The following is a 19,200-nucleotide window of genomic DNA, read 5'->3' on the forward strand; positions in this document are numbered from 1 at the left end:
GGCCCGGGACCTACCGTCAGCGGCAGACGCGGCACCGGGACATCGGACGGAGGTGGTGATCATGCCGGACGTGGCACGCGTGTTCCGCCATCACCAACTTCAATACCGATGAGGATGCCATGACCATCGATCTGACCGCCCTCGGCTGGGACGCCGAGCGAGCGGCGTACGCCGAGCGACGCCCCGAGCAGCACCCGGGTCGGGTGGCCCGGGTGGACCGGGGGGTCTGCACCGTACTCACCGCGACCGGCCCGGTCCGGGCCAGCCTGGGCGGGGTGGTGTTGGCCGCCGCCGGCCGGGATCCGTCCGCCCTGCCCTGCGCCGGGGACTGGGTTCTGCTCACCACCTGGCCGGACCGTCGCGTCACCGTCGAGGGTGTGCTGCCGCGCCGGGGCGCGCTGGTCCGGCGTACCGCCGGCAAGGACGCCAGCGGGCAGGTCCTGGCCGCCAACCTCGACGCCGCCGCCGTGGTGGAGCCGGTGCACCCCGAACCGGACGTCGGCCGTATCGAACGGCTGCTCTCCCTGGCCCACGAGTCCGGCGCCCGGCCGCTGGTCGTGCTCACCAAGGCCGACCTCGCGGCCGACCCGGCCGCGTTGGCCCGGCAACTCGCCGCTGTCGCGCCCGGAGTGCCGGTGCTGCCGGTCAGCGCCGAGCGGGGCGTCGGGCTGGACCCGCTGCGTGCCGAGGTCACCGCGGGCCGCACGCTCGGCCTGCTCGGGCCCTCCGGCGCGGGCAAGTCGAGCCTGGTCAACGCCCTCGCCGGCACCGTGATGATGCCGACGCAGGCGATCCGCCGAGTCGACGGCAAGGGCCGGCACACCACCACGTGGCGGGCCCTCGTACCGATCCCCGGCGGGGGTGCCCTGATCGACACGCCCGGTGTCCGGGCGGTCGGCCTGCTCGACGGCGTGGCCGGGCTCGACCGGGCGTTCGCCGACATCGCCGGGCTGGCCGAGGGCTGCCGGTACGCCGACTGCGGGCACGACGGCGAGCCCGCCTGCGCGGTCCGGGAGGCGCTGCACACCGGGGAGCTCTCCACCCGGCGGTGGGAGAGTTGGCGGCGGCTGCAGGGGGAGGTGGCCCACGAGAGTCGACGGCGGGAGGCACGGGTGGCGGCGGAGCGGCGCGGCGGCTGGCGGTCGGCCCGACGCCGTGCGGCCCGCCCGCCGACGCCCGGCGGCTACTGACCGGGCTCCCCGGTCGTCGTCATCTCGCACGGCCCGGGGCCGGCTCGCCGGTCGCGCTGAGCCTCGCGCTCCGCGCGGCCGCCGGGCTGTCGCCCGGCTCGGGCCCGACCCTCGGCCCGGCGCCCGGGGCACCGGGCGATGTGGGCCTCGGCCCGCTGCGGCCGACCGCGCTGAGCTGGGGGAATGTGCGGGCGAGGGAAAGTGTCGTACCTCGGGGCTAGAGTTGCCGAGGCGTGTTTTCCGCGCCCGTACGACCGCTCAAATCACCCAGAGCGGGACACATTCTTCGCTTCGTCTTCTCCCGGGAGTACACGCACCGTGGCCGACCGACTGATCATCCGTGGCGCGCGCGAGCACAATCTGCGTGACGTCAGTCTCGACCTGCCCCGGGACGCACTCATCGTGTTCACCGGGCTGTCCGGGTCGGGCAAGTCGAGCCTGGCCTTCGACACGATCTTCGCCGAGGGCCAGCGCCGCTACGTCGAGTCGCTCTCGTCGTACGCCCGGCAGTTCCTCGGCCAGATGGACAAGCCAGACGTCGACTTCATCGAGGGCCTGAGCCCCGCCGTCTCCATCGACCAGAAGTCCACCTCGCGCAACCCGCGTTCGACCGTCGGCACCATCACCGAGGTCTACGACTATCTGCGTCTGCTCTTCGCCCGCATCGGCGAGCCACATTGCCCGGTCTGCGGCGAGCGGATCTCCCGGCAGAGCCCCCAGCAGATCGTCGACCGGGTCCTCGCGATGGCCGAGGGCACCAAGTTCATGGTGCTCGCGCCGGTCATCCGCGGCCGCAAGGGCGAGTACGTCGACCTCTTCGCCGAGTTGCAGGCCAAGGGCTACGCCCGGGCCCGGGTCGACGGCGTGGTGCACCCGCTGACCGAGCCGCCGAAGCTCAAAAAGCAGGAGAAGCACACCATCGAGGTGGTGATCGACCGGCTCACCGTCAAGCCCAGCGCCAAGCAGCGGCTGACCGACTCGGTCGAGGCCGCCCTGGGTCTCTCCAGCGGCCTGGTGCTGCTCGACTTCGTCGACCTCCCGGAGGACGACCCGGACCGGGAGCGCCGCTACTCCGAGCACCTGGCCTGCCCCAACGACCACCCGCTCGCCATCGAGGACCTCGAACCCCGGGTCTTCTCCTTCAACGCGCCGTACGGCGCCTGCCCGGAGTGCACCGGCCTGGGCACCAAGAAGGAGGTCGACCCGGAGCTGTTGATCCCCGACCCGGAGCGCAGCCTCCGTGAGGGCGCCATCCAGCCCTGGTCCACCGGGCACAACCTGGAATACTTCCTGCGTCTGCTGGAGGCGCTCGGCGAGGCCCAGCACTTCGACATCGACACCCCGTGGCGGGCGTTGCCGGCGCGGGCACAGAAGACGATCCTGCACGGGTCCGACGACCAGGTGCACGTGCGCTACCGCAACAAGTACGGCCGCGAGCGCTCCTACTACACCGGCTTCGAGGGCGTGGTGCAGTGGATCGAGCGCCGGCACTCCGACACCGAGTCCGAGTGGTCCCGCGACAAGTACGAGGGCTACATGCGCGACGTGCCGTGCGCGGCGTGCGGGGGCGCCCGGCTCAAGCCTGAGGTGCTCGCGGTCACCCTCGCGGGCAAGAGCATCGCCGAGGTCTGCAACCTCTCCGTGGGGGAGTGCGCCGACCTGCTCGCCGGCATCGAGCTGAGCGACCGGCAGAAGCTGATCGCGGAGCGGGTCCTGAAGGAGATCAACGCCCGGCTGCGGTTCCTGCTCGACGTCGGTCTGGACTACCTCTCCCTGGACCGGCCGGCCGGCACCCTGTCCGGCGGCGAAGCGCAGCGCATCCGACTCGCGACCCAGATCGGCTCCGGCCTGGTGGGCGTGCTCTACGTGCTGGACGAGCCGTCGATCGGGCTGCACCAGCGTGACAACCACCGGCTGATCGAGACTTTGGTCCGGCTCCGTGGGCTGGGCAACACGCTGATCGTGGTCGAGCACGACGAGGACACCATCCGCGTCGCCGACTGGATCGTCGACATCGGGCCCGGCGCCGGTGAGCACGGCGGCAAGATCGTGCACAGCGGCTCGGTGCCCGCGCTGCTGAAGAACAAGGAGTCGATCACCGGGGCGTACCTGTCCGGGCGTCGGTCGATCCCGACACCGTCGACCCGCCGCCCGCAGGACCCGGCGCGGGAGCTGGTGGTGCACGGCGCGCGTGAGCACAACCTGCGCAACCTGACCGTGTCCTTCCCCCTGGGCCAACTGATCGCGGTCACCGGGGTCAGCGGCTCGGGCAAGTCGACGCTGGTCAACGACATCCTGTACGCGGTTCTCGCCAACCAGATCAACGGCGCTCGGCTGGTGCCCGGCCGGCACACCCGGGTCTCCGGCCTGGAGCACGTCGACAAGGTCGTCGGCGTGGACCAGTCGCCCATCGGCCGTACGCCGCGCTCCAATCCGGCCACCTACACCGGGGTCTGGGACCACGTCCGCAAGCTCTTCGCCGAGACCACCGAGGCGAAGGTCCGCGGGTACGGCCCGGGTCGGTTCTCGTTCAACGTCAAGGGCGGGCGCTGCGAGGCGTGCTCCGGCGACGGCACCATCAAGATCGAGATGAACTTCCTGCCCGACGTGTACGTCCCCTGCGAGGTCTGCAAGGGCGCCCGGTACAACAGGGAGACCCTCGAGGTGCACTACAAGGGCAAGACCGTCTCGGACGTGCTGGAGATGCCGATCGAGGAGGCCGCCGAGTTCTTCTCCGCCATCCCGGCCATCCACCGGCACCTCAAGACCCTGGTCGACGTCGGTCTCGGCTACGTACGCCTCGGTCAGCCCGCGCCCACCCTCTCCGGCGGTGAGGCGCAGCGGGTCAAGCTCGCGTCCGAGCTGCAGAAGCGCTCCACCGGACGGACTGTCTACGTGCTCGACGAGCCGACCACCGGTCTGCACTTCGAAGACATCCGCAAGCTGCTGATGGTGCTGGAAGGTCTGGTCGACAAGGGCAACACCGTGATCACCATCGAGCACAACCTCGACGTGATCAAGTCGGCCGACTGGCTGATCGACATGGGTCCGGAGGGCGGCCACCGGGGCGGCACCGTGCTCGCCACCGGCACTCCCGAGGAGGTCGCCGAGGTGGCCGAGAGCCACACCGGCGAGTTCCTGCGCCAGGTGCTCAAGCTCGACGGAAAGGCCAAGGGCGCAGCCGCCGCCACCAACCGTGCCGCCAAGGCCAACGGCGCGACCAAGGCGCGGGCCAGCCGAAAGGTGCCGGCCGGCGCGCGCTGACAGTTCGGTGCGTGGTCGTTGGGCGAGGCGGGTCGGGTCGGTTCCGCGCGTGTCATCACGGCACGGGCGGGCTGGTCCGGGCCCGCCCCGTCCCATTTCCCGGGTCGGTTAGATGCCCGGATGAACCATCCGGCACAGTTGCCCGTGTGGAGAAGTGTGGCCGGCTTCTGACCGGCGCAGCGGGCTAGAGAGAGGCGAGGCATGAGTGACGATCAGGCGCTGACCGGTCCGGGTACGCAGACACGTCGCACCCTGCTCACCGGAGTCGGGGCAGTCGGCGCGGCCGTCGTCCTGGCTGCCTGCGGCAGCGACGACGGCAGCGGCAGCGGCACCCCCACCAGTGGCGGCCCGGCCGTCCCCAGCACCGGTGACGCGGGCGGCGGCGACCGTCAGGGCGCCCAGTCGCTGGCCACCACCGCCGACATCCCGCTCGGTGGCGGCAAGGTCCTCGCCACCGAGGGCGTGGTCATCACCCAGCCCACCGCCGGCCAGTTCAAGGGCTTCAGCCCGATCTGCACCCACCAGAACTGCCCGGTCACGAACGTCGACGGCGGCACCATCAACTGCACCTGCCACGGCAGCAAGTTCTCGATCGAGGACGGCTCGGTGAAGGCCGGCCCGGCCACGAAGCCGCTGCCGCCCAAGGACATCAAGGTCACCGGGGACCAGATCTCGCTGGCCTGACCGGAGCGGTGGGGCCTTCACGGGCCTGACGCGTGCTCGGCCGGGCCGGTCGGTCCTGCTGCGCGATCGACTCGTGTTTCGGGACGTCGGGGTGTTCGTGACGGTTCGACACCCCGACGTGCCGCACATGGAGTGGATCTAGAGCTTGCGCCGGGCTGTCGGTGCCGCGGACTAGGCTTGCTGACGTGGCTGACCCCTCGACCTACCGCCCCGCACCCGGCACCATCCCGGAGCTTCCGGGGGTCTACCGCTTCCGTGACGGCACCGGCCGGGTGATCTACGTCGGCAAGGCGAGGAACCTGCGCAGCCGGCTCAACTCCTACTTCGGCGACGTGTGGAACCTGCACGAGCGCACGCGCCAGATGGTCACCACCGCCGAGTCGGTGGACTGGATCACCGTCGCCACCGAGGTCGAGGCGCTCCAGCAGGAGTTCACCTGGATCAAGCAGTACGACCCTCGGTTCAACGTCCGCTACCGCGACGACAAGTCGTACCCCTATCTGGCTGTCACCCTCAACGAGGAATACCCACGGCTACAGGTGATGCGCGGCGCCAAGCGCAAAGGGGTGCGCTACTTCGGTCCGTACTCGCACGCCTGGGCCATCCGGGAGACCCTCGACCTGCTGCTGCGGGTGTTCCCCGCGCGCACCTGCTCCGCGGGTGTCTTCAAGAGGGCCGGCCAGGTCGGTCGCCCCTGCCTGCTCGGCTACATCGGCAAGTGCTCGGCGCCGTGCGTCGGCACCGTCTCCGCCGACGAACACCGCGCCATCGTCGACGGGTTCTGCGACTTCATGGCCGGACGCACCGACACCATGGTCCGCAAGATCGAACGTGAGATGACCGAGGCGAGCGAGCAGCTCGAGTTCGAACGGGCCGCCCGGCTACGCGACGACGTCGCCGCGCTGCGCCGCGCCATGGAGAAGCAGACAGTGGTGCTGGGCGACGGCACCGACGCCGACGTGGTCGCGTTCGCCGACGACCCCCTCGAAGCGGCCGTACAGGTCTTCCACGTCCGCGACGGCCGGGTTCGCGGCCAGCGCGGCTGGGTGGTGGAGAAGACCGAGGACCTGACCACCGGCGACCTGGTCCACCACTTCTGCACCCAGGTGTACGGGGGCGAGCACGGCGAAGCCGACGTGCCCCGGGAGCTGCTGGTGCCCGAGTTGCCCGCCGACGCCGACGCGCTGGCGGAATGGCTCTCCAACCACCGGGGCAGCCGGGTGTCGCTGCGTGTGCCGCAGCGCGGTGACAAGCGGGCGCTGATGGAGACCGTCGAGCGCAACGCCAAGGACGCGCTGGCCCGGCACAAACTCAAGCGCTCCGGTGACCTCACCACCCGGGGCAAGGCGTTGGACGAGATCAGCGAGGCGCTGGGCATGCGCACCTCGCCGCTGCGCATCGAGTGTTTCGACATCTCCCAGATCCAGGGCACCGACGTGGTGGCCAGCATGGTGGTCTTCGAGGACGGGCTGCCCCGCAAGAGCGAATACCGGCGGTTCATCGTCCGTGGCGCTACCGACGACCTCTCCGCGATGTCCGAGGTGCTGCGCCGCCGCTTCGCCCGCTACCTGGACGCACGGGCCGAGACGGGCGAGGTGGGAGTCGAGTCCGCCGACGACCCGACCACTCCGGAAGACGCTGTCGAGCCGCAGGTCGGTGTCCTGATCGACCCGACCACCGGCCGACCGCGAAAGTTCGCGTACCCGCCGCAGCTGGTGGTCGTCGACGGCGGCGCCCCGCAGGTCGCGGCCGCCGCGCAGGCCCTCGCCGACCTGGGCATCGACGACGTGGCGCTGTGCGGGCTCGCCAAGCGGCTGGAGGAGGTCTGGCTGCCCGACGACGAGTTCCCGGTCATCCTGCCGCGCACGTCGGAAGGTCTCTACCTGCTGCAACGGGTCCGCGACGAGGCCCACCGGTTCGCCATCACCTTCCACCGGCAACGCCGATCGAAGCGGATGACCGAGTCGGCGCTCGACCACGTGCCCGGCCTCGGCGAGGTACGCCGCAAGGCGCTGCTGCGGCACTTCGGCTCACTCAAGCGGCTCTCCGCCGCGACAGTCGAGGAAATCACCGAAGTGCCCGGCGTGGGCCGGCGTACCGCCGAGGCGATCCTGGCCGCCCTCGACAAGGACACGAAAGCCGACGAGGCCATGGAGTCGAACCCGACAACCTGACACCGCCTTTCGGCGGGTCACGATCCGGGCAACATCGAGGTAAGCGCTGGTTCGGCGTGGCGTGAGGCGGCACTCGTCCCGAGGCCGCGCGATCACGAACAGGGTGTCGTGCGCACGGTGCGCGGGTCGCGGCGTCAGGTCGCTTCCTGGATGATCGTGCTCGATCCAGGTTGTCGTGGCTTCGCCGGCGCGCCAAGGGCCTGTTTCCTGGTTCGAGCAGGATCTTTGGTTGGCCGGCCCGCCTGGCGGGGTCGCGTGGCCGGCCCGCCTGGCCGGGGCGGATCGGGCCGTGCGGCCGGGGCCGCGTGGCCAGGCCACGGCCGTGTGGCCGGTCGGGTCGGGGCTGGGCGTGGGGCGGCAATCCCATAACGGACACGTGGAACGAAACCTCGCACGCGGGGCAGGGGTTCGCGGACGCCCGAGTCGCCCGGGGGCGCGCAGACCACACGTCGCCCGCGCGACGGGTTGATCCACTCGGCTTCGCCGAAGTCGGGGTATCCCCGGCACTCGGATACCGCGATTTCGCCGAACCGGAGGGGATCAAGGCGGGTGCAGCGCCGGCGACCGGCAGGATCGCCTGCTGTGGGTGGTTTGTCCGGTGGGTGGGGTCACTCGGGTGGCGGAATCGGGGCCGGCCCGGGGTCGTTATACCTGGCACGGCCGCGACGCTGGGTCGTCGTGGTGAGCGGCCGCCGGGAACACCGGCCAGCCCGCCCCGGTTACATCCCCCCGGAGCACAACAGGCCGGGAGCCCGGCGGAATGACTGGCCGCCGCACCCGGTTACATCCCCTGGCGCAGGCCGGGCATCACCCGGTCAACCTGGCGGCGGAATGAGTCGCCGCCCTGCACGGTTACACCTTGTCCCGATGCCGGCCTCGTAGGGCCGCCGGGCAACTGAGCTTCCCCCCTTGCACGTGCGGCACGTCCACCCCCCGGGCGTGCCGTGCACCCCCGACGCAGAGGAGCACGCCATCATGCGTACCGATCTGATTCGTAAGACCGCTCTGACCGCTGCTGGTCTGGCGTTCACCGGTGGTGCCATCGCCGGCCCCGTCACGACCGCGTTCGCTGCCCCGAGCACCGCCAAGCCCACCACGCAAACCCAGACCGACCGTAAGGGTCATGGTGAGCGGGAGTTGGGTGTGCGCTACGAGGCGCAGCCGAACTTCTACTACTGCGGTCCCGCCGCGACCCGTAACGCCCTGAGTGTGCAGGGTAAGGACATCAACGTGGACGCGATGGCCAAGGAGATGGGCACCACCGAGGCCGGTACGAACTCGATCAACGACATCACCCCGGTGCTGAACAAGGAGACCGGTAAGAACGACGCCTACCGGTCGGTGGAGATCCGTAACCCCGACGCTGATGCCAAGCAGACCGATCAGCTGCGCGCCGACATCGTCAAGACTGTCGACGACGGCCGGGCTGTGGTGGCGAACATCGCCGGCACCAGCACCGACACCGACGGAGTGAGCCACTCCTACGAGGGTGGGCACTACATCAGCGTGGTCGGCTACCGCGACAACGGCAACACCGTCACCATCGCCGACTCCGCCGACCCCAACCAGGCCTCCTACCAGATCACCGTCGAGCACCTCGCCGACTGGATCGCCACCCGCGGCTACGCCACCAGCTAAACCACACCAGCACACGAACGACGAAGGGCCGGACCCCACCACGGGGCCCGGCCCTTCACCATGTCTCAGGCGCTGGCCAGCACGGCCAGGATCTGCTCGCCGTACTTGGCGAGCTTGTTCTCGCCGACCCCGCTGACGCGGGACAGCTCGGCGAGCGTGCTCGGTGCGTCGTTGGCGATCTGGCGAAGAGTGGCGTCGTGGAAGATCACGTACGCCGGAACGCCCTGCTCCTTGGCGGTGGTCGCCCGCCAGCCGCGCAGGCGCTCGAAGACCGGCGCGGCGGTCGGGGTCAGCTCGGCGACGACGGTGGCCGAGCCGCGCGGCTTCGACGAGCGGCTCGACGTCGGCCTCTCCGGCTCGCGGCGCATCGTGACAGTACGGCGGCGGCCGAGCACGTCGGCGCTGGTGTCGGTCAGGGCGAGCGTGCCGTAGTCGCCCTCCACGGCGAGCAGCCCCTCGGCGAGCAGTTGCCGGACCACACCCCGCCACTCCGCCTCGCTCAGCTCGGAGCCGATGCCGAAGACGGTCAGCGAGTCGTGGCCGTGCTGGCTGATCTTGTCGTTGTGTTTGCCGAGCAGGATGTCGATGCAGTGCCCCGCGCCGAAGCGTTGGTTGCGCTCCCGGTCGAGGCGGAAGACCGTGGAGAGCAGCTTCTGGGCGGCGACGGTGCCGTCCCAGGACTCCGGCGGGTTGAGGCAGGTGTCGCAGTTGCCGCAGGCGGGCGTGGAGGTCTCGCCGAAGTATTCGAGCAGTTGGACGCGCCGGCAGCGCACCGTCTCGCAGAGGGCGAGCATCGCGTCCAGGTGGGCGGCGAGATTGCGGCGGTGGGCGAGGTCGCCGTCGGACGTCTCGATCATCTTGCGTTGCTGAACCACGTCCTGCAGCCCGTACGCGAGCCACGCGGTGGACGGCAGGCCGTCCCGTCCGGCGCGGCCGGTCTCCTGGTAGTAGCCCTCGACCGACTTGGGCAGGTCGAGGTGGGCGACGAAGCGTACGTCTGGCTTGTCGATGCCCATGCCGAAGGCGATCGTGGCCACCATCACCAGGCCGTCCTCCCGGAGGAAGCGTTGCTGGTTGGCGGCGCGCGTGGTGGCGTCCAGGCCCGCGTGGTACGGCAGTGCGGCGATCCCGTTGGCGACCAGGAACTCCGCCGTCTTGTCGACGGAGGCGCGGGACAGGCAGTAGACGATCCCGGCGTCGCCCGGGTGCTCGTCGCGCAGCAGTGCCAGCAGTTGCTTGCGGGGCTCCCGCTTGGGCACGATCCGGTACTGGATGTTGGGCCGGTCGAAGCTGGCCACGAAGTGGCGGGCGTCGTCGAGCTTGAGCCGGCTGGCGATCTCGGTGCGGGTGGCGCTGGTCGCGGTGGCGGTCAGCGCGATCCGTGGCACCTGCGGCCAGCGTTCGTGCAGCATCGACAGTGCCAGGTAGTCGGGGCGGAAGTCGTGCCCCCACTGGGACACGCAGTGCGCCTCGTCGATCGCGAACAGGGAGATGCGCCCCCGGTCCAGCAGGGCGAGCGTGGAGCGGACGCCGAGCGCCTCCGGGGCGAGGTAGAGCAGGTCCAACTCGCCGGCGACGAAGGCGGCCTCGACCCGGCGTCGGGCGTCCAGGCTCTGGGTCGAGTTGAGGAACCCGGCGCGGACGCCGACGGCGGTGAGCGCGTCGACCTGGTCCTGCATGAGGGCGATCAGCGGGGACACGACGACCGCGACGCCGTCGCGGACCAGGGCCGGGATCTGGTAGCACAGTGACTTGCCGCCACCGGTGGGCATCAACACCAGCGCGTCGCCGCCGTCGACCACGTGGTCGATCACGTCCTGCTGGAAGCCGCGGAAGGCGTCGTAGCCGAACACCCGGCGCAGCACCGGCAACGCGCCCTCGGTCCGCAGGTCGGTGGGGGAGGCCATCCGGGGAGTCTACGAGCCGACACCGACAGCGCCCGCCCGGCGCACCCGGGCGGTGGCTGTCACCGCCGGGCTGTCCGGCCTGGCCTGCGAAGATCGCGAAGAGCGCGCTCATGGTTACTGATCGTCATCGAGGGTGAGGGGTGGCAGGCCGTGGCGGGTGCGCGGACTCGACCCGGAAGCGGGATAGAGTCGCTGATTGACCAATCGCGGCCAACGGCGGCCGCGGCGCCACGGCTTGGGGGTACGGGTGAGCGAGGCGCGCACAGTCGGTGATCGGATCGACGACCCGGATGCGGTCGACGGACAGTCGACGGCAGAGTCGGAGACCACCCTCGTGGTGGTCACCGGGCTCTCCGGCGGCGGCCGCAGCACGGTCGCCAGGGCGTTGGAGAACGTCGGCTACTACGTGGTCGACAACCTGCCACAGGCGCTGATGTTGGACATGGCCGAGCTGGCGTTCAAGGCGGGCGGCGCGGCTCGGCGTACCGCGATGGTGCTGGACGTGCGGTCGCGGGCCTTCTCCACCGACCTGGCCGGGGCGATCCGGGAGCTCAAGGAGCGCGGGTTCTCGCCTCGGGTGGTCTTCGTCGACGCCGACGACGAGGTGTTGATCCGACGGTTCGAGAGCGTTCGCCGGTCGCACCCGTTGCAGGGTGACGGGCGGCTCGCCGACGGCATCGCCGTGGAGCGCGGCCTGCTGGAGGAGGCACGCGACCAGGCCGACGTGATCATCGACACCAGCCACCTGAACGTCAACCAGCTCCGCCGGCGCATCGAGGAGCTGTTCGGCGGCGAGGACGCGCGCCGGCTGCGGGTCACTGTGCTGTCGTTCGGCTTCAAGTACGGCCTGCCGCCGGACGCCGACTTCGTGCTGGACGCCCGCTTCCTGCCCAACCCGTACTGGGTGCCGGAGCTGCGTGAGCACACCGGGCGGGAGGAGGCGGTCAGCGCGTACGTGCTGGGCCAGGAGGGCGCGGACGCCTTCGTCGCCTCGTACGCCGACCTGGTCAACGCGACCACGACCGGCTTCGAGCGTGAGGGCAAGCGGTACCTCACTGTCGCAGTGGGCTGTACCGGTGGCAAGCACCGCAGCGTGGCCATCGCCGAGGAGTTGGCCGGGCGGCTGCGCCACTCCGGGTTGGCGGCGAACGCCCAGCACCGCGACCTGGGGCGGGAATGACGGCCCGGCGGGTGGTGGCGTTCGGCGGCGGGCACGGGCTGTCCGCCTCGTTGCGCGCGCTGCGTCACTGCGCCCCCGAACTCGATCTCGACATCACCGCGGTGGTCACCGTCGGGGACGACGGCGGCTCCAGCGGCCGGCTGCGTGCCGAGCGGGGCGGTCTGCCCCCGGGTGATCTGCGCCAGGCGCTGGTGGCGTTGGCCGGAGACCACCCGGCGACCCGGCGTAGCGCCGGGTTGTTCCAGCACCGCTTCGCTGCCGTGCCGGCCGGCGTACCCCAGCTCGGCGAAGCCGACCCGGGCCCGGCGGCCAGGGACGCCCGCGACCCCGGCCAGGGGGCCGACGGCCGCGACCCCGGCGCGGATCGGGCGGCGGCGACCGGCGCGCACGGCCAAGAGCACCAGGCGGCCCGCGTCGACGGGTTGGCCGGGCACGCGGTGGGCAACCTCGTGCTCTGCGGTCTCATGGAGCTGCTCGGCGATCCGGTGGCCGCGCTGGACCATGCCGGCGCGATGCTCGGCGCGGTCGGCCGAGTGCTGCCGATGTCCCGGCAGCCGGTCGGCATCGAGGCGCAGGTACGCGGGATCGACCCGGCCGCCCCGGACGAGGTGCGCACCGTGCGCGGCCAACACCAGGTGGCGGTCACGACCGGTCGGGTCGAGTCGCTGCGCCTCACGCCCGCCGCCCCACCCGCCTGCGCCGAGGTGATCGAGGCGATCATGGCAGCGGACTGGTTGATCTTCGGACCGGGCAGTTGGTACACCAGCGTGCTCCCGCACCTGCTGGTGCCGCAGGTGGCCGACGCGATCGTGTCGACCTCGGCCCGGCGGTTGGTCACGTTGAACCTCGCCGCGGAGAAGGAGACCCTCGGGCTCTCCGTCGCCGATCATCTCGCGGCACTGCACTGGTACCTGCCCGAGCTCAAGGTGGATCTCGTGCTCGCCGACGCCAAGGCGGTGGGTGACCCCGAACCGGTCGAACGTGCGGCAGAATCGCTGGGTGCCCGCCTGGTCCTCGCCCCCGTCGCCGTCACCGGTGGCACTCCCCGCCATGATCCGGCTGCCCTGGGCGCCGCACTGGTGCCTGTCCTGGGTGCCGATCGTTAGACACGTACGTAATCTCCGGCGACACGCCGGAACCGGTCCGTGAGGGGACGCACAATGGCGATGACGGCCGCGGTCAAGGACGAGCTGAGTCGGGTCGATGTGCCCAAGCCCTGCTGCCGGCGGGCGGAGATGGCCGCGCTGCTGCGCTTCGCCGGCGGGCTGCACATCGTCTCCGGCCGTGTGGTGGTGGAGGCGGAACTGGACACCGGGGCGGTGGCCCGGCGGCTGCGCCGGGAGATCGCCGAGGTCTACGGCTATCCCAGCGAGATCCACGTGCTGGCCTCCGGCGGGCTGCGCAAGGGCAGCCACTTCATCGTGCGCGTGGTCAAGGACGGCGAGGCCCTCGCCCGGCAGACCGGCCTGCTCGACGTGCGGGGTCGCCCGGTGCGCGGCCTGCCCCCGCACGTGGTGGCGGCGAACGTCTGCTGCGCCGTCTCCGCCTGGCGGGGCGCGTTCATGGCCCACGGCTCGCTCACCGAGCCCGGCCGCTCCAGTGCGCTGGAGATCACCTGCCCGGGGCCGGAGTCGGCGCTGGCGCTGGTCGGCGCGGCCCGCCGCATCGGCATCACCGCGAAGAACCGTGAGGTACGCGGTGTGGACCGGGTGGTCGTCAAGGACGGCGACGCGATCGCCGCGCTGCTCACCCGCATCGGCGCGCACTCCAGCGTGCTGGCCTGGGAGGAGCGCCGGGTACGCCGCGAGGTGCGCGCCACCGCCAACCGGCTGGCCAACTTCGACGACGCCAACCTGCGCCGGTCGGCGCGCGCGGCCGTCGCCGCCGCCGCCCGGGTCACCCGTGCCCTGGAGATCCTCGCCGACGAGGCGCCCAACCACCTGACCGACGCGGGGCGGCTGCGCCTGGAGCACCGGCAGGCGTCGCTGGAGGAACTGGGCGCGTTGGCGGACCCGCCGCTGACCAAGGACGCCATCGCCGGGCGGATCCGCCGACTCCTGGCGCTGGCCGACAAGCGGGCCCGGGACCTCGGCATCCCGGATACCGAAGCGGCAGTCACGCCCGACATGCTCGTGGTCTGATAGGACGGTAAGGCCGCACGGTGCGTCCGGGAGCACGACCCGGCGCAGCGTGGTCTCGCACGCTCGGATAAGGTCGCTGCGTACGGCAAGGGGGCCGACACAGGCACTCCTCGTCGTGCACACCGCCTCGGGCGGTCAAGGTCCTCAGACCGCGGCGGGGTGGCCGAGACGAACCGTCAACGGCCGGCTCCAACGGTCGGCGCACACCACTCCGCCGGCCCGTTGTCTGAGGCCGGCAGACCAGAACGCGAGGAGATGGGACCTGTGACCATCCGGGTTGGCATCAACGGCTTCGGCCGAATCGGCCGTAACTTCTTCCGGGCAGTGCTGGCGTCCGACGCCGACATCGAGGTCGTGGCGGTGAACGACCTGACCGACAACGGCACGCTTGCCCACCTGCTCAAGTACGACAGCATCCTGGGTCGCCTGCCCTACGAGGTCAAGGCCACCGCCGACGAGATCACCGTCGGTGGCAAGACCATCAAGGCGTACGCCGAGAAGGACCCGTCGAAGCTGCCGTGGGGCGAGGTGGGCGCCGACGTCGTCATCGAGTCGACCGGTTTCTTCACCGACGCCACCAAGGCCAAGGCGCACGTCGACGGCGGGGCCAAGAAGGTCATCATCTCCGCCCCGGCGAAGAACGAGGACGTGACTGTCGTCATGGGTGTCAACCACGACACCTACGACCCGGCGAAGCACACCATCATCTCCAACGCTTCGTGCACCACCAACTGCCTCGCCCCGATGGCGAAGGTCCTGCACGACACGTTCGGCATCCAGCACGGTCTGATGACGACGATCCACGCGTACACCCAGGACCAGAACCTGCAGGACGCGCCGCACTCGGATCTGCGTCGGGCCCGGGCCGCCGCCCTGAACATCGTGCCGACCTCCACCGGCGCCGCCAAGGCGATCGGCCTGGTCCTGCCGGACCTCAAGGGCAAGCTCGACGGGTACGCCCTGCGGGTGCCGATCCCGACCGGCTCGGTTACCGACCTCACCGTCAACGTGGGTCGCGAGACCACCGTGGACGAGGTCAACGCCGCGCTGAAGGCCGCCGCGGACGGCCCGCTCAAGGGCATCCTGGTCTACAACGAGGACCCGATCGTCTCCACCGACATCGTGACCGACCCGGCGTCGTGCATCTTCGACGCGCCGCTGACCAAGGTCGTCGGCAACCAGGTCAAGGTCGTCGGCTGGTACGACAACGAGTGGGGCTACTCCAACCGCCTGGTCGACCTCGTCAAGCTGGTCGGTTCGTCGCTGTGAGCATCCGGACCCTCGACGACCTGCTCGCCGAGGGGGTGTCGGGTCGGCGCGTGCTGGTGCGCGCCGACCTGAACGTCCCGCTCGACAAGCAGACCGGTGACATCACCGACGACGGGCGGATCCGCGCGGTCCTGCCGACTCTCGGCGCGCTGGTCGAGGCCGGCGCGAAGGTGGTCGTCTGCTCGCACCTGGGCCGCCCGAAGGGCGCTCCGGACCCGCAGTTCAGCCTGAGCCCGGTCGCCGGGCGGCTCGGTGAGCTGCTCGGCGCTCCGGTGCACTTCGCCACCGACACCGTCGGTGAGTCGGCCCGTTCCACAGTCGCGGACCTGGCCGACGGCCAGGTCGCCCTGCTGGAGAACCTGCGCTTCAACGCGGGCGAGACCAGCAAGGACGAGGCCGAGCGGGGCGCGTTCGCCGACCAGCTCGCCGCGTTCGGTGACGCCTACGTGGACGACGCGTTCGGAGCGGTGCACCGCAAGCACGCCAGTGTCTTCGACGTGCCGGCCCGGCTGCCGCACGTCGCGGGTCGACTGGTGCTGCGCGAGGTCGAGGTGCTCTCCAAGCTCACCGGTGCCCCCGAGCGGCCGTACGTGGTGGTGCTCGGTGGGTCGAAGGTGTCCGACAAGCTCGCCGTGATCGAGGCGCTGCTGCCCACTGTCGACCGGCTGCTCATCGGCGGCGGAATGTGCTTCACCTTCCTCAAGGCCCAGGGCCTGGAGGTGGGCACGTCGCTGCTGGAGAAGGACATGGTCGACACCTGCCGCAACCTGCTGGAGCGGGCCAACGGCAAGATCCTGCTCCCGGTCGACGTGGTGGTCGCGGACGCGTTCGCCCCGGACGCCGCGCACGACACGGTTCGCGTGGACGGCATCCCGAGCCACCGGCTCGGTCTGGACGTCGGCCCGGAGACGGTGGCCGGCTTCAGCGCCGCCCTGTCCCAGGCGAAGACGATCTTCTGGAACGGCCCGATGGGCGTGTTCGAGATGCCGGCGTTCGCGGCGGGCACCCGGGGGATCGCCGAGGCGATCACCAAGGCCGACGCGTTCAGCGTCGTCGGCGGCGGTGACTCGGCGGCGGCGGTCCGTGCCCTGGGGCTGGACGAGTCGTCGTTCGGGCACATCTCCACGGGTGGCGGCGCCTCCCTGGAATACCTCGAGGGCAAGACCCTCCCCGGCATCGCGGCCCTGGAGAACTAAACATGGCGAGCACCACCCGTCGGCCGCTGATGGCCGGCAACTGGAAGATGAACCTCAACCACCTCGAGGCCAACCTGCTGGTGCAGAAGCTGGCGGCGAGCCTCACCGAGAAGCAGCTCACCGAGGTCGAGACGGTCGTGCTGCCGCCCTTCACCGACCTGCGTACCGTGCAGACCGCGGTGGACGGCGACAAGCTGCTGATCGGCTACGGCGGGCAGGACCTTTCCCCGCACGCGTCCGGCGCGTACACCGGGGACATCTCCGGCCCGCTGCTGGCCAAGCTCGGTTGCACGTACGTGGTGGTCGGGCACTCCGAGCGGCGGGCCTACCACCACGAGGACGACACTGTCGTCAATGCCAAGGTGAAGGCGGCGCTGACGCACGGCCTGACCCCGATCCTCTGCGTGGGGGAGGGGCTGGACGTCCGCGAGCAGGGCACCCACGTGGCGCACTGCGCCGACCAGCTCGACGGGGGCCTCGCCGGGCTCACGCCCGAGCAGGTGCGGCAGGTCGTGATCGCGTACGAGCCGGTCTGGGCGATCGGCACGGGCAAGACCGCGACCCCGGAGGACGCCCAGGAGGTGTGCGGGGCGGTCCGGCAGCGACTGGCGGAGCGCTTCGACCAGGACACCGCTGACCAGGTCCGGGTCCTCTACGGCGGCTCGGTCAAGGCGTCCAACGTCGCCTCGATCATGGCCCAGCCGGACGTGGACGGGGGCCTGGTCGGGGGCGCCAGCCTGGACGCGGAGGAGTTCGCGCAAATCTGCCGCTTCCCGGAGCACCTCGCTCGCTGATCGCTCGGTATCCTGGACACCGCCCGTCCGCCGGTCGGTGCCGCCGTGCCCGATCAGACCGGGCGAGGATCGCTACGAGAGGAACTGACCCCAGCCATGCCGATCTGGTTCGCATACACGTTGATCGTGTTGCTGGTCATCACGAGCATTCTGCTCACCCTGCTGATCCTGCTGCACCGCGGCAAGGGCGGCGGTCTGTCGAGCATGTTCGGCGGTGGCGTCAGCTCCAGCCTCGCCGGCTCGTCGGTGGCGGAGAAGAACCTCGACCGCTACACCGTTCTGGTGAGCGTTGTCTGGTTCGCCGCCATCGTCGGTCTCGGGCTCTGGCTCCGCCTGCAGATGAACAGCATCTCCTGAGCGAGCGCTTCAAGTCGTACAATCTGCGCGCGGTCCGTCACTCGACGGGCCGCGCGCAGGCTTTTCTCCGCTGCACCGCGTCGCCCGCCGCCCACCCCTCGACGGCGGCGGGTCCCCTCCGACGACAGGAGCGAGCAGCCGTGCCGAGTGGCAACGTCATCCGTGGCGCCCGCGTCGGGTCCGCACCCATGCGCCCCGACGAGCGGCACCAACCCGCCCCCCGACAGGACGTCACCTACTGGTGCCGTAACGACCACCAGACCGACATCCGGATCGCTGCGGACGCCGAACCGCCCGCGGTGTGGGACTGCCCCCGTTGTGGCCTACCCGCAGGCCAGGACGCGCAGAACCCTCCAGGCCGGGTCCGCGCCGAACCGTACAAGAGCCACCTGGCGTACGTGAAGGAGCGGCGCACCGCCGAGGAGGGCGAGGCGCTGCTGGCCGAGGCGCTCGCCGCGCTCCGCCGACGCCGCGGCGAGTAACGGCTGCTCCGCCGCCGCGGCGAGTACGGCTGTGCGCCTAACGGAGGCTGCGGAAGCGGGCGGGTACGTCGGCTGCGGCGGCCCGGTCCAGCAGCCACCGGGTACGGCTCACGCCGTGCACCCCGGCGGCCGGCAACTGCACCGGCCCGGCGCCGGCCAACGCCATGCCCACCGCACGGGCCTTGTCGGCGCCGCCGGCCACCAGCCAGACCTCGTCCGCGGTGTTGATCGTCGGCAGGGTGAGCGTGGTCCGCACCGACGGTGGCTTGGGGCTGCCCCGCACCGCGCTGCACGGCCGGGTGTCGTAGTGCACCGGGTGTTCGGGGAAGACCGAGGCCACGTGCCCGTCCTCGCCGACACCCAGCATCAGCACGTCGAAGTGCGGCAGCGTGGCGTGGCCGGGCCGGGCGGCGCGCGCCAACTCCTCGGCGTACTCCGCTGCCGCCGCCTCGGGGTCGTTGCCGGCCGGGCCGTCGGACGCCGGCATCGGGTGCACCCGGGCCGGGTCGAGCGGCACCACGTCCAGCAGGGCGGCCCGGGCCTGGGTCTCGTTGCGGTCCGGGTCGCCGGCGGGCAGGAACCGCTCGTCGCCCCACCACACGTCGACCCGGGACCAGTCCACCGCGTCGCGGGCCGGCAGCGTCGCCACCGCCCGGTAGACGGCTGCGGCGATCCGACCGCCGGTGAGCACCACCGACGCCTCGCCCCGGTCGGCCTGGGCGTCGAGCAACTTCACCAGCAACCGGGCGGCCACGGCCTGCGCCAGCAGGTCGGCGTCGGCGTGGACGGCGACACTCGCCTCACTCATGGGATGCGCCTTCGTTTCTCGACCGCTGAGCGGCCGTAATCGCGTCGTGCCGGGGCGGATGCGCCCGGAGGTTTCGGGGCAGGGCCCGGTCGTGACCCGGCCCTGCCCCGACGTCG

The 19,200-nt window shown here is 71.2% G+C and carries 15 protein-coding genes; 13 read left to right on the top strand and 2 right to left on the bottom strand.

Annotated features, from left to right (window positions below):
- Positions 1-119: 119 nt before the first annotated feature.
- The 5 genes from rsgA to FHU34_RS10935 all read left to right on the top strand — a co-directional run bounded on the left by rsgA (position 120) and on the right by FHU34_RS10935 (position 8,950).
- Positions 120-1,190, top strand: coding sequence for a ribosome small subunit-dependent GTPase A (rsgA, locus tag FHU34_RS10915; protein WP_145779844.1), 1,071 nt, complete (start codon positions 120-122; stop codon positions 1,188-1,190).
- Positions 1,191-1,508: 318 nt separating this feature from the next.
- On the top strand, positions 1,509-4,454 hold the full coding sequence (gene uvrA / locus FHU34_RS10920; protein WP_145779845.1) for an excinuclease ABC subunit UvrA: 2,946 nt from the start codon (positions 1,509-1,511) through the stop codon (positions 4,452-4,454).
- A 201-nt stretch (positions 4,455-4,655) separates the two neighbouring features.
- Entirely contained in the window at positions 4,656-5,138 is a 483-nt protein-coding gene (locus FHU34_RS10925) for a Rieske (2Fe-2S) protein (protein WP_145779846.1), read from the top strand.
- Positions 5,139-5,323: 185 nt separating this feature from the next.
- Positions 5,324-7,312 carry an excinuclease ABC subunit UvrC gene (uvrC, locus tag FHU34_RS10930; protein ID WP_145779847.1) on the top strand — a complete coding sequence of 663 codons (1,989 nt, stop codon included), beginning with the start codon at positions 5,324-5,326 and terminating at the stop codon, positions 7,310-7,312.
- Between the two features lie 975 nt (positions 7,313-8,287).
- Positions 8,288-8,950, top strand: coding sequence for a C39 family peptidase (locus FHU34_RS10935; RefSeq protein WP_145779848.1), 663 nt, complete (start codon positions 8,288-8,290; stop codon positions 8,948-8,950).
- 65 nt (positions 8,951-9,015) lie between these two features.
- Here the strand turns inward: FHU34_RS10935 and recQ are convergent, their stop codons facing one another.
- Positions 9,016-10,857: a DNA helicase RecQ gene (gene recQ / locus FHU34_RS10940; RefSeq protein ID WP_145779849.1), complete on the bottom strand. Its 1,842-nt coding sequence runs from the start codon at positions 10,855-10,857 to the stop codon at positions 9,016-9,018.
- Between the two features lie 277 nt (positions 10,858-11,134).
- Between recQ and rapZ the strand changes: the two genes are divergently transcribed.
- The 8 genes from rapZ to FHU34_RS10980 all read left to right on the top strand — a co-directional run bounded on the left by rapZ (position 11,135) and on the right by FHU34_RS10980 (position 18,276).
- On the top strand, positions 11,135-12,037 hold the full coding sequence (rapZ, locus tag FHU34_RS10945; protein ID WP_145785539.1) for an RNase adapter RapZ: 903 nt from the start codon (positions 11,135-11,137) through the stop codon (positions 12,035-12,037).
- A complete protein-coding gene (locus tag FHU34_RS10950) occupies positions 12,034-13,143 on the top strand; it encodes a gluconeogenesis factor YvcK family protein (RefSeq protein WP_145779850.1) in 1,110 nt (369 codons plus the stop codon). The genes rapZ and FHU34_RS10950 overlap by 4 nt, the downstream gene beginning before the upstream one ends.
- A 54-nt stretch (positions 13,144-13,197) precedes the next feature.
- Positions 13,198-14,178, top strand: coding sequence for a DNA-binding protein WhiA (gene whiA / locus FHU34_RS10955; RefSeq protein WP_030337350.1), 981 nt, complete (start codon positions 13,198-13,200; stop codon positions 14,176-14,178).
- 264 nt (positions 14,179-14,442) lie between these two features.
- Positions 14,443-15,447, top strand: coding sequence for a type I glyceraldehyde-3-phosphate dehydrogenase (gene gap / locus FHU34_RS10960; RefSeq protein ID WP_088988543.1), 1,005 nt, complete (start codon positions 14,443-14,445; stop codon positions 15,445-15,447).
- Positions 15,444-16,643 carry a phosphoglycerate kinase gene (locus tag FHU34_RS10965; protein WP_145779851.1) on the top strand — a complete coding sequence of 400 codons (1,200 nt, stop codon included), beginning with the start codon at positions 15,444-15,446 and terminating at the stop codon, positions 16,641-16,643. The genes gap and FHU34_RS10965 overlap by 4 nt, the downstream gene beginning before the upstream one ends.
- Positions 16,644-16,645: 2 nt before the next feature.
- Positions 16,646-17,437 (top strand): triose-phosphate isomerase, encoded by a 792-nt coding sequence (gene tpiA, locus FHU34_RS10970; protein ID WP_145779852.1) that lies wholly within the window; start codon positions 16,646-16,648, stop codon positions 17,435-17,437.
- Between the two features lie 96 nt (positions 17,438-17,533).
- On the top strand, positions 17,534-17,794 hold the full coding sequence (gene secG / locus FHU34_RS10975; RefSeq protein ID WP_145779853.1) for a preprotein translocase subunit SecG: 261 nt from the start codon (positions 17,534-17,536) through the stop codon (positions 17,792-17,794).
- A 140-nt stretch (positions 17,795-17,934) separates the two neighbouring features.
- Entirely contained in the window at positions 17,935-18,276 is a 342-nt protein-coding gene (locus FHU34_RS10980; RefSeq protein ID WP_145779854.1) for an RNA polymerase-binding protein RbpA, read from the top strand.
- 37 nt (positions 18,277-18,313) lie between these two features.
- On the opposite strand, the gene pgl is transcribed toward FHU34_RS10980, so the two are convergent.
- Positions 18,314-19,084: a 6-phosphogluconolactonase gene (pgl, locus tag FHU34_RS10985; protein ID WP_145779855.1), complete on the bottom strand. Its 771-nt coding sequence runs from the start codon at positions 19,082-19,084 to the stop codon at positions 18,314-18,316.
- Positions 19,085-19,200 lie beyond the last annotated feature (116 nt).

The organism is Micromonospora taraxaci (assembly GCF_007830095.1).
Lineage (GTDB): Bacteria > Actinomycetota > Actinomycetes > Mycobacteriales > Micromonosporaceae > Micromonospora > Micromonospora taraxaci.

What these genes read in the sequence shown, in the direction of transcription:
- rsgA (WP_145779844.1), top strand. Translation starts at nt 120, where the DNA reads ATGACCATCGATCTGACCGCCCTCGGCTGGGACGCCGAGCGAGCGGCG.
- pgl (WP_145779855.1), bottom strand. Translation starts at nt 19,084, where the DNA reads ATGAGTGAGGCGAGTGTCGCCGTCCACGCCGACGCCGACCTGCTGGCG.
- tpiA (WP_145779852.1), top strand. Translation starts at nt 16,646, where the DNA reads ATGGCGAGCACCACCCGTCGGCCGCTGATGGCCGGCAACTGGAAGATG.
- recQ (WP_145779849.1), bottom strand. Translation starts at nt 10,857, where the DNA reads ATGGCCTCCCCCACCGACCTGCGGACCGAGGGCGCGTTGCCGGTGCTG.
- FHU34_RS10925 (WP_145779846.1), top strand. Translation starts at nt 4,656, where the DNA reads ATGAGTGACGATCAGGCGCTGACCGGTCCGGGTACGCAGACACGTCGC.
- whiA (WP_030337350.1), top strand. Translation starts at nt 13,198, where the DNA reads ATGGCGATGACGGCCGCGGTCAAGGACGAGCTGAGTCGGGTCGATGTG.
- secG (WP_145779853.1), top strand. Translation starts at nt 17,534, where the DNA reads ATGCCGATCTGGTTCGCATACACGTTGATCGTGTTGCTGGTCATCACG.
- FHU34_RS10950 (WP_145779850.1), top strand. Translation starts at nt 12,034, where the DNA reads ATGACGGCCCGGCGGGTGGTGGCGTTCGGCGGCGGGCACGGGCTGTCC.
- FHU34_RS10935 (WP_145779848.1), top strand. Translation starts at nt 8,288, where the DNA reads ATGCGTACCGATCTGATTCGTAAGACCGCTCTGACCGCTGCTGGTCTG.